Source organism: Clostridium sp. 1001275B_160808_H3 (genome assembly GCF_015550425.1).
In the GTDB taxonomy this organism is placed as follows: Bacteria; Bacillota; Clostridia; order Clostridiales; family Clostridiaceae; genus Clostridium.
The window spans coordinates 25,230-35,779 of sequence record NZ_JADNAT010000029.1; the positions used below are offsets into that span (position 1 = coordinate 25,230).

9 protein-coding genes are annotated in these 10,550 nt (G+C 30.1%); all 9 read left to right on the forward strand.

The window, feature by feature from the left end; genetic code table 11:
* Positions 1-191 precede the first annotated feature (191 nt).
* The 9 genes from I2A75_RS16235 (at position 192) to I2A75_RS16275 (ending at position 10,156) form a co-directional block, all read left to right on the forward strand.
* Complete coding sequence (locus tag I2A75_RS16235) at positions 192-551, forward strand: metalloregulator ArsR/SmtB family transcription factor (RefSeq protein WP_195266535.1); 360 nt, start codon at positions 192-194, stop codon at positions 549-551.
* 16 nt (positions 552-567) lie between these two features.
* Positions 568-2,847, forward strand: a complete 2,280-nt coding sequence (locus I2A75_RS16240; protein ID WP_195266545.1) for a heavy metal translocating P-type ATPase — start codon at positions 568-570, stop codon at positions 2,845-2,847.
* Positions 2,848-3,295: 448 nt separating this feature from the next.
* Positions 3,296-3,937: a redox-sensing transcriptional repressor Rex gene (locus I2A75_RS16245; protein ID WP_195266547.1), complete on the forward strand. Its 642-nt coding sequence runs from the start codon at positions 3,296-3,298 to the stop codon at positions 3,935-3,937.
* A 254-nt stretch (positions 3,938-4,191) separates the two neighbouring features.
* Positions 4,192-4,974, forward strand: a complete 783-nt coding sequence (locus I2A75_RS16250) for a short-chain-enoyl-CoA hydratase (RefSeq protein WP_195266549.1) — start codon at positions 4,192-4,194, stop codon at positions 4,972-4,974.
* Between the two features lie 88 nt (positions 4,975-5,062).
* Positions 5,063-6,202 (forward strand): acyl-CoA dehydrogenase, encoded by a 1,140-nt coding sequence (locus tag I2A75_RS16255; protein WP_195266551.1) that lies wholly within the window; start codon positions 5,063-5,065, stop codon positions 6,200-6,202.
* An 18-nt stretch (positions 6,203-6,220) separates the two neighbouring features.
* Entirely contained in the window at positions 6,221-7,000 is a 780-nt protein-coding gene (locus tag I2A75_RS16260; RefSeq protein ID WP_195266553.1) for an electron transfer flavoprotein subunit beta/FixA family protein, read from the forward strand.
* 21 nt (positions 7,001-7,021) lie between these two features.
* Positions 7,022-8,026, forward strand: coding sequence for an electron transfer flavoprotein subunit alpha/FixB family protein (locus I2A75_RS16265; RefSeq protein ID WP_195266555.1), 1,005 nt, complete (start codon positions 7,022-7,024; stop codon positions 8,024-8,026).
* Positions 8,027-8,045: 19 nt separating this feature from the next.
* On the forward strand, positions 8,046-8,888 hold the full coding sequence (locus I2A75_RS16270) for a 3-hydroxybutyryl-CoA dehydrogenase (RefSeq protein ID WP_195266557.1): 843 nt from the start codon (positions 8,046-8,048) through the stop codon (positions 8,886-8,888).
* 326 nt (positions 8,889-9,214) lie between these two features.
* Entirely contained in the window at positions 9,215-10,156 is a 942-nt protein-coding gene (locus I2A75_RS16275; RefSeq protein WP_195266560.1) for a DNA-3-methyladenine glycosylase 2 family protein, read from the forward strand.
* The last annotated feature ends 394 nt before the right edge of the window (positions 10,157-10,550 follow it).

Genomic DNA, 10,550 nt, shown 5'->3' on the forward strand with positions numbered 1-10,550 from the left:
TTTTATATAAGGACAGTATAAAAGCATAAGATTTCGAAAATCTTATTATATAAGAAGTTTAACAGTGTAATATTTGAAAAGTAGATTTATGGAAAATATTTTTATTTAAAGTTGACACATTTGATGGGAATATCATATAATATTATTAAATAAACATATGAGCAATTGTTCATATGTTGTGGGAGGGAATTATGGAAGAGAATAAATTAGAAAGTTGTAATTGTACAATAATTCATAAGGATGTTGTTGATAAAGTAAGAAAGTCTATACCAGATGAGGAAAAATTATACGATTTAGCTGATTTATTTAAAGCTTTTAGTGATTCTACAAGAATAAAAATATTATGTGCTTTATTTCAGGAAGAATTATGTGTATGTGATTTAGCTGCACTATTGAATATGACACAATCTGCAATCTCACATCAGCTTAGAGTATTAAAATCAAATAGATTAGTTAAGTTTAGAAGAGATGGGAAAGTTATATATTATTCATTATCAGATGATCATATCAAGCATATATTTAATGAAGGATTTAAGCACATTATTGAATAGGAAAGTGGTGAAAAATATGAGTAGTAATGAAATAAAATTAATTTTATCAGGTTTAACATGTGCAAATTGTGCAAACAAAATTGAAACAAGAGTAAATAGTATCAATGGTGTTAAAGAAGCTACTTTAAATTTTACAACATCAACTTTAATTATAGAATTAAATGGGGAAAGACATAATGATGATGTTATAGCAGAAGCAAAAGGGATAATAAATAAACTTGAACCAGGTGTCAAAGTATTTAATAAAAATGAAAATAATATTGTTACTAAAGAAGTTAATAAGTGTACAAGTGGTACGTGTTCAATAGAAAATAAAAGTGATAAAGAAAATCATAATCATGACAATAATCATTCTCATAGCAATTTAAGAGGCGAATCCAATGAGAATTCTCATGAACACTCACATGGACATTCACATGATCATTCTCATGGGCATTCACATGATCATTCTCACGGAGAAGCAGTGAGTTTGAAAGAAAACATGAGGCTAATAATAGGAGCAATAGTATATGCAATTGCTTTGATTTCAACTGAAGGATCAATTCTATCTGTAGTATTATTTGCGCTTAGTTATGTATTAGTTGGAGGAGAAGTTGTATTAACTGCTATAAAAAATATCTTAAGAGGAGAAGTTTTTGATGAAAATTTCTTAATGACAGTAGCTACTTTAGGCGCATTCTTTGTAGGAGAGTTTCCAGAAGGTGTAGCTGTTATGTTATTTTATCAAATAGGAGAAGTATTCCAATCATATGCAGTAAATAGATCAAGGAAATCAATTACTTCTCTTATGAATATAAGAGCTGATTATGCAAATATTTTAAAGAATGGGAAAGAAGAGAAAGTTAACCCAGAAACTGTTAATTTAGATGATGTAATAATTATAAAACCAGGAGAAAGAGTGCCATTAGATGGTACAGTATTAGAGGGAACGAGTTTTGTTGATACATCAGCGCTTACTGGAGAATCAGTTCCAAGAGAAATTTCAATAGGAGAAGATATATTAGCTGGTTTTATAAATACTAATGGTGTTTTAAAGGTAAAAGTAACTAAGAACTTTAAGGAGTCAACAGTTTCTAGAATTTTAGAATTAGTAGAAAATGCTTCTAATAAAAAGGCACCAACTGAAAAGTTTATAACTAAATTTGCAAGAATTTATACTCCAATAGTTGTTTTCTCTGCATTAGCATTGGCAATAATACCACCTTTAGTGATAAAGGATGCAAGTTTTTATGACTGGATTTATAGAGCATTGATATTCTTAGTAGTATCTTGTCCATGTGCTTTGGTAGTTTCAATCCCTCTTGGATTATTTGCTGGAATTGGTGGTGCTTCTAGAAAAGGTATATTAGTTAAGGGTGGAAATTACTTAGAGGCACTTAAAGATGTTAATACAGTTGTTTTTGATAAAACAGGAACATTAACAAAAGGTGTTTTCAAAGTAACCGAAGTAAATAATATTGATATACCTAAAGAAGAGCTAATAAAGGTTGCAGCTATTTCTGAAAGTTTATCAAATCATCCAATAGCACAATCTATAATTAAGGAATATGGAAAAGAAATAGATTCTAATGAATTAAGTGATTACGAAGAGATATCTGGACATGGAATTAAGGTAACTATTAATAATTCACAAGTATTAATTGGTAACTATAAGCTTATGGAAAAGTTCGAAATAAAATATAATAATATAAATTCAATTGGAACAATAGTCCATGTAGCAATAAATAATGAATATAAAGGTAATATAGTAATTTCAGATGAAATAAAAGAAAGTTCTAAATCAGCAATAGCAGGTTTAAAGAGTATAGGTGTATCTCAAACTGTTATGTTAACAGGAGACAATAAATCCGTAGGAGAAAAGGTAGCATCATTAGTAGGTGTTGATAAAGTGTTTGCTGAATTGTTACCAGGAGATAAGGTTGATAAAGTAGAAGAGTTAATTGAAAATAATTCAACTGAAGGAAAGGTTATATTTGTAGGTGATGGAATAAATGATGCTCCAGTTTTAGCAAGAGCAGATATTGGAGTTGCTATGGGTGGTATTGGATCAGATGCGGCTATAGAGGCAGCAGATGTTGTTTTAATGAAAGATGATCCAGAGGCTCTAGTTACAGCTATTAAAGTTGCAAGAAAAACCAATAAAGTATTATGGCAAAATATAATATTCTCATTAGGAGTAAAAGTTCTTGTATTACTTTTAGGAGCTTTTGGTATTGCTAATATGTGGGAAGCTGTATTTGCAGATGTTGGAGTTACAGTAATAGCAGTAATAAACTCAACAAGATGCTTGAAATAATTTCAAATACTATTTTTATTGACAAATTTCAGCATATTCAATATAATAAACTAGGTTGAGAACATTTCAGGCATAAGGGAAGCATACAAGATCATTATCTTGTTTACAGAGCATATTAATAAGGCTTTGTATAAATTTGAGACTTATGTATAACGGATCTGCTACGTTATACATAAGTCTTAATTTTTTTATGTAATATAACTACACTAAATTTTATATGAAAATAAAACTTGTTAAAAATATATAAGAAATGTATGAATTGGCAATAATAATAGTATGTAAACTTATATGATTGAGAAAAAATTAACTATTTTATATGAATTTTAGCTTGTTAAATAGTTAACCTAAGTTGTTTTAAAATTATGATAAAAGTGGTAAAATAATAATTATAAATAAGAATAATATTGTTTTAATATATAAGATAAGAGAAAGTAGGAGAATATATAGTATGGATAAGAAAAAGAATATTTCAATGGCTGTAATCAAGAGATTACCAAAATATCATAGATATTTACAAGAATTGTTAAGAAACGATGTAGATAGAATCTCTTCAAAAGAACTTGGAGAAAAAATAGGATTTACGGCATCACAAATAAGACAGGATTTAAATTGTTTTGGTGATTTTGGTCAACAAGGATATGGATACAATGTAAAGGACTTATATAATCAAATTAGCATTATATTAGGATTAAATAGAGAATATAAGGGTGTAATCATCGGAGCCGGAAATATAGGTCAGGCAATAGCAAATTACAGTAGATTTTCTCAAATTGGATTAGATATAGAAGCAATATTTGATGCAAATCCAAAACTTATAGGAATGAGAATAAGAGATATAGAAATACAAGATATAGATATACTAAAAGATTATCTTGAAGATAATAACATAGATATAGGTATAATTTGTGTTCCAAGAATTAATGCACAAAAGGTATGCGATACTTTAGTGGAAAATGGAGTAACAGGTATATGGAATTTTGCACCTGTTGATTTAATAGTACCAGAAGATATAACAGTAGAAAATGTTCATTTATCAGAAAGTTTATTGACATTAATATATTTATTACATGATAAAAATGAAAATAAATAACTAAATTGATAATTGGATTAAATTAGAAATAGTTATTGCAAAAGAAAATTTTAAAGTTTATAATAATAATTGAAGCATCTGCTTCAATTATTTTTGCTTATGATTGTTATAAGATTAACAAATTTGTTGTTTTATGATACATATTAACATTAATATAATTTTTAATATGTTTTAAATGCAATTATAAGATACTACATGGGTTATGTCTATTGAAAAAACTTAATATAAGCATGGATAAAAGGGAGGATTCTATAATGGAATTAAAAAATATAATTCTTGAAAAAGAAGAAAATCTAGCGATTGTTACAATTAATAGACCTAAAGCATTAAATGCATTAAACTCAGAAACATTAAAAGATTTAGACGTAGTATTAGAAGACTTAGAAAATGATAGTAATATTTATTGTGTTATATTAACAGGAGCTGGAGAAAAAGCTTTTGTCGCAGGAGCTGATATTTCAGAAATGAAAGATTTATCAGAGGAAGAAGGAAAAGAATTTGGCCTTTTAGGAAACGGAGTTTTCAGAAGATTAGAAAAATTAGACAAGCCTGTAATTGCAGCAGTATCAGGATTTGCTCTTGGTGGTGGTTGTGAATTAGCTATGGCTTGTGATATAAGAATAGCTTCAGAAAAGGCAAGATTTGCTCAACCAGAGGTTGGTCTTGGAATAACACCAGGATTTGGGGGAACTCAAAGGTTAGCTAGACTAGTTGGAGAAGGTAAGGCTAAAGAGCTTATTTATACATGTGCAACTGTAAAAGCAGAAGAAGCACTTAGAATTGGTTTGGTAAATAAAGTTGTAGCTCTTGAAAATTTAATGGAAGAAGCAAAAACTATGGCAAATACCATAATAGCTAATGCTCCAATAGCAGTTAAGTTATGTAAGGATGCTATAAATAGGGGAATGCAAGTTGATATAGATACAGCTGTAGAAATTGAAGCTGAGGATTTTGGGAAATGCTTCTCTACAGAAGATCAAAAAGAAGGAATGGCAGCTTTCATGGAAAAGAGAGCTAAAAATTTTTCAAATAAATAGTCAGAAAAAATAAAATATAACGAATTGTCGCAATATTAAAACGGAAGTGTTTAAGTAAAAAGGGTGCAATATCGAGGAGGTATAATAAATGAATTTTCAATTAACTAGAGAACAAGAATTAGTAAGACAAATGGTTAGAGAATTCGCTGTGAATGAAGTAAAACCAATTGCTGCTGAAATTGATGAGACAGAAAGATTTCCAATGGAAAATGTTAAAAAGATGGCTGAACTTGGAATGTTAGGAATTCCATTTGCTAAAGAATATGGCGGAGCTGGTGGAGATACTCTTTCTTATATTTTAGCAGTAGAAGAACTATCAAAAGTTTGTGGAACTACAGGGGTTATAGTATCTGCTCATACTTCTCTTTGTGCTTCTTTAATAGAACAATTTGGAACAAAAGAGCAAAAAGAAAAATATCTAGTAGATCTTGCAAGTGGCAAAAAGCTAGGAGCTTTTGGATTAACAGAACCAGGAGCAGGTACAGATGCAGCAGGACAACAAACTGTAGCCGTGTTAGATGGAGATAATTATATATTAAATGGATCAAAGATATTTATAACAAATGGTGGAGTAGCTGATACATTTATAATTTTTGCTATGACTGATAGAAGTAAAGGAACAAGAGGAATTTCAGCATTTATAGTTGAAAAAAGTTTTGAAGGCTTCTCAATTGGTAAAAAGGAAGATAAGCTTGGAATTAGAGGATCTTCAACAACAGAATTAGTTATGAGTAATTGTGTAGTACCAAAGGAAAACTTAATTGGACAAGAAGGTAAGGGCTTTGGTATAGCTATGAAAACTCTTGATGGTGGAAGAATTGGTATAGCAGCTCAAGCTTTAGGAATTGCAGAAGGTGCATATGATGAAGCAGTTGCTTATATGAAAGAAAGAAAGCAATTTGGAAAACCATTATCAGCATTCCAAGGACTTCAATGGATGATAGCAGAAATGGATACTAAAATTGAAGCTGCAAGACATTTAGTTTATAAAGCTGCTTGGTTAAAAGATAATAGACTTCCATATTCAGTAGATGCAGCAAGAGCTAAGCTTTATGCAGCAGAAGTTGCTATGGATGTAACAACTAAGGCAGTTCAAATATTTGGTGGATATGGATACACTAAAGAATACCCAGTTGAAAGAATGATGAGAGATGCAAAGATAACTGAAATATATGAAGGAACTTCAGAAGTTCAAAAGATGGTTATTTCAGGAAATGCTTTAAGATAATAGGGGGAGGATTTATAAATGAATATAGTAGTTTGTTTAAAACAAGTTCCAGATACAACAGCTGTTAAAATTGATCCAAAGACAGGAACTCTTATAAGAGATGGTGTTCCGTCAATAATAAATCCAGAAGATAAGCATGCTTTAGAAGCAGCCTTAACTTTAAAAGATAATGTAGGTGGAAAGGTTACAGTAATAAGTATGGGACCTCCTCAAGCAAAAAATGCATTAAGAGAAGCGTTATGTATGGGGGCTGATGAAGCTATACTTATAACAGATAGAGCTTTTGCTGGTGCCGACACATTAGCTACTTCAAAGACTTTAGCAGGAGCAATAAGAACCTTAGAATATGATATAGTTTTTGCTGGAAGACAAGCTATAGATGGGGATACTGCTCAAGTTGGACCAGAAATTGCAGAACATTTAAATATACCTCAAGTGACATATGTTCAAGATGTTAAGGTAGAGGATGATGGATTATTAATAAATAGAGCATTAGAGGACGGTTATGAATTAATAAAGGTTAATACACCAGTTTTATTAACAGCTATAAAAGAATTAAATGAGCCAAGATATATGAATGTTAGATATATCTTTGATACTGCAAATACAGAAATAAAAGTTTGGTCAGCAGACGATTTAGAAGTAAATAAAGAAGAATTAGGACTTAAAGGTTCACCAACAAAGGTTAAAAAGTCAATGACTAAAGAAGCTAAGGGAGCAGGCGAATTAATAAATGAAGTTCCAGGTGAAGCTGTAAAATATGTATTAGGTAAATTAAAAGAAAAACACTACATCTAGGAAATATGGGAGGTAAAAAAGATGAGTTTAGCAGATTACAAAGGCGTATGGGTATTTGCAGAGCAAAGAGAAGGAGAGCTTCAAAAGGTTTCTTTAGAGTTACTTGGTGAAGGAAGAAAAATTGCAGATAAATTAGGTGTAAAATTAACAGCTCTTTTATTAGGAGATAATATAAGAGATTTAGCTGATACATTAGGAAGACATGGAGCAGATGAAGTTATAGTTGCAGAAAATGAATTATTAAAGCACTATACTACTGATGGTTATACAAAGGTTATTTGTGACTTAGCAAATGAAAGAAAGCCAGGAATTTTATTTATAGGAGCAACTTTCATTGGAAGAGATTTAGGACCTAGAGTAGCTGCAAGATTATCTACAGGATTAACAGCAGACTGCACAGTTTTAGATGTTGATGTTGAAAAAGCAGATTTATTAGCTACAAGACCAGCATTTGGTGGTAACTTAATGGCTACAATTGCATGCCCAGATCACAGACCACAAATGGCAACAGTAAGACCTGGAGTATTTGAAAAGCTTCCAGATGAAGATAGAAGCTTTACTGTAGAAGAAGTGGAAGTAAAAATCTTAGATTCAGATATCAGAACTAAAATAGTTGAAATAGTAAAAGAAGCTAAGGATATTGTTGATATAAGTGAAGCTAACTTTATAGTTTCAGGTGGTAGAGGAGTAGGAGCAAAAGAAAACTTTGCTATTTTAGAAGAATTAGCAGAAGCTTTAGGTGGAACAGTAGCAGGATCAAGAGCAGCTGTTGAAAATGGCTGGATAGAAAGAGATTATCAAGTTGGTCAAACAGGTAAGACAGTAAGACCTACTATATATATAGCTTGTGGTATTTCAGGTGCAATACAACACGTTGCAGGTATGCAAGATTCAGATTTAATAATAGCTATAAATAAAGATGCATCAGCTCCAATAATGAAAACAGCTGATTATGCAATAGTTGGAGACTTGTTAAAAGTTGTTCCAGAAATGACAGCTCAAGTAAAGGCAATGAAAGAGAATTAAAATTGGGAGGTTTTTTAATATGGAAAAGATTTTTGTTATAGGTGCTGGAACTATGGGAGCAGGTATAGTTCAAGCTTTTGCTCAAAAGGGCTATGAAGTAATAGTTAGAGATATAAAAGACGAATTTGTTGAAAGAGGTATAGCTGGGATTAATAAAGGGCTAACTAAGTTAGTTGCTAAAGGAAAGATGACTGAAGAAGATAAGGAAGCTGTTCTTTCTAGAATAACTGGAACTACTGATTTATCTCTTGCAGAAGATTGTGATTTAGTAATTGAAGCTGCTGTTGAAAATATGGAAATTAAAAAGAGTATATTTGCTGAATTAGATGGAATTTGTAAAGAATCTACTATATTAGCTTCTAATACATCATCTTTATCAATAACAGAAGTTGCTTCAGCAACAAAGAGACCTGATAAAGTTATAGGAATGCATTTCTTTAATCCAGCTCCAGTAATGAAGCTAGTAGAAATTATAAAAGGTATGGCAACATCAAATGAAACCTTTGATACTATAAAAGAATTATCAGTAGCAATTGGAAAAGAGCCAGTAGAAGTTGCAGAGGCACCAGGATTTGTTGTTAATAGAATACTTATACCAATGATTAATGAAGCATCATTTATCCTTCAAGAAGGAATAGCTTCAGTTGAAGATATAGATACAGCTATGAAATATGGTGCAAATCATCCAATGGGACCTTTAGCTTTAGGAGATCTTATAGGTTTAGATGTATGTTTAGCTATTATGGATGTTTTATATAATGAAACAGGAGATACTAAATATAGAGCAAGTAATCTTTTAAGAAAGTATGTTAGAGCTGGATATCTTGGAAGAAAGAGTGGAAGAGGATTCTACAATTATTAAAAGTTAAATCTAAATAGGATTTGATTTGCTTAGCTTATTAAGATAGAGGAGTTTATTTAATTCCTCTATTTTTTATATTTAAAATGATAATAGCCACATTAAAACATTAATATGTTAGAAGATTAGTATATTTATTTAATAAAATTAAGAAAAAATATTATTATTGGATATCAATTATCCATTTTGTTTATAGTATGATATAATTTATAAAGAGAAAATTTTTAATATTAAGTTATCCTTTGAGGGGGAAAAGGCAACCTAATAAGAATAGTTTATTAATATCTCGGGGATAAATAATATATTAATGATATATATGAGGTGAAAAAATGGATTTTAAAAATGTTTTATTTGAAGATAATAAAGTAATAATACAAGGTACAAAGAATTTTAATATAAAACAAATATTAGAGTGTGGACAATGTTTTAGATGGGATAAGATAGAAGATAATAACTATATCATAGTTGCTTATGGAAGAGTTATTGAAGTAGTTCAAAATGATGATGAAGTTATTATATTAAATTCAAATGAAGAAGATTTTAATAATATATGGAAAAATTATTTTGATTTAGAAAGAAACTATGATGAAATAAAAGATGAACTTGCAAAAGATGAAATACTTAGAAAGAGTGTTGAATTTGGATATGGTATAAGAATATTAAATCAAGATCCTTTTGAAATTCTTATAAGTTTCATAATATCTGCAAGAAATAGCATTCCTTCAATAAAGAAAACTGTTAAGAAGATATGTGAAAAATGGGGAGAAAAGATAGAGTATAAAGAAAATGAATATTATACTTTTCCAACTCCACAAGCAATTAAAGATGCTACATTAGAAGAAATCCAAGAAACAGGAGCATCTTTTAGAAGTAAGTACATATTAGATACAATTAAAAAAGTAAATGAAGCTATAGAAGTTAAAGAAGAAATTAAATTAAATCCTAATAAGTATGCTGAAAGACCGGAAATATTAGATTTTGATTTAGAATATATAAAGTCATTAAATGATGATGAATGCCATATAGCACTTCAAAAATTTATGGGTGTTGGTGCTAAGGTAGCAGATTGTATAATGCTATTTTCAATGACAAAACACTCAGCGTTCCCTGTAGATGTATGGGTAAAGAGAGCTATGATTCATTTTTATGTGGCACCAGATGTTTCATTAAACAAAATGAGAGTATTTGCAAGAGATAAATTTGGAGCTTTATCAGGAATGGCTCAGCAATATTTATTCTACTATGCAAGAGAAAACAAAATTGAAGTATAGAATTTTAATAAATTGAGAATATAAAGGCTAAGATAACTAGATATGTTCCATAAGCTAAATAGCTACACAAAGAAGTACTAGGCTTGGAAAACCTACTATGCCAAGAGTTTTGGTTAACTCGCTGCGCTCAAACAATTAAGCAACACTAAGGCCTAGCAGTTTTTCCTTCGCCAAGTACTTCTAATTGCTCGCTATATGCTTATTTCACGGTCTATTTATCTTCGCTAACTTATATTTCTCCACTTAAAATTATTAAATGAAGAATTAGTCTCATTAATACATATCATTATGTTTACGGAGTCTTTATATTCGCAATTTGAGTTGGCTTGATTGCGATGTTGAGTTAAAAAAATAGCATATATATAAGCATTTACAAGTGGTTTAAACTTGGTTA

Excerpts from the sequence above, each read along its gene's own strand:
- I2A75_RS16270 (WP_195266557.1), top strand. The coding sequence starts at position 8,046 with ATGGAAAAGATTTTTGTTATAGGTGCTGGAACTATGGGAGCAGGTATA.
- I2A75_RS16240 (WP_195266545.1), top strand. The coding sequence starts at position 568 with ATGAGTAGTAATGAAATAAAATTAATTTTATCAGGTTTAACATGTGCA.
- I2A75_RS16235 (WP_195266535.1), top strand. The coding sequence starts at position 192 with ATGGAAGAGAATAAATTAGAAAGTTGTAATTGTACAATAATTCATAAG.
- I2A75_RS16265 (WP_195266555.1), top strand. The coding sequence starts at position 7,022 with ATGAGTTTAGCAGATTACAAAGGCGTATGGGTATTTGCAGAGCAAAGA.
- I2A75_RS16275 (WP_195266560.1), top strand. The coding sequence starts at position 9,215 with ATGGATTTTAAAAATGTTTTATTTGAAGATAATAAAGTAATAATACAA.
- I2A75_RS16255 (WP_195266551.1), top strand. The coding sequence starts at position 5,063 with ATGAATTTTCAATTAACTAGAGAACAAGAATTAGTAAGACAAATGGTT.
- I2A75_RS16250 (WP_195266549.1), top strand. The coding sequence starts at position 4,192 with ATGGAATTAAAAAATATAATTCTTGAAAAAGAAGAAAATCTAGCGATT.
- I2A75_RS16245 (WP_195266547.1), top strand. The coding sequence starts at position 3,296 with ATGGATAAGAAAAAGAATATTTCAATGGCTGTAATCAAGAGATTACCA.
- I2A75_RS16260 (WP_195266553.1), top strand. The coding sequence starts at position 6,221 with ATGAATATAGTAGTTTGTTTAAAACAAGTTCCAGATACAACAGCTGTT.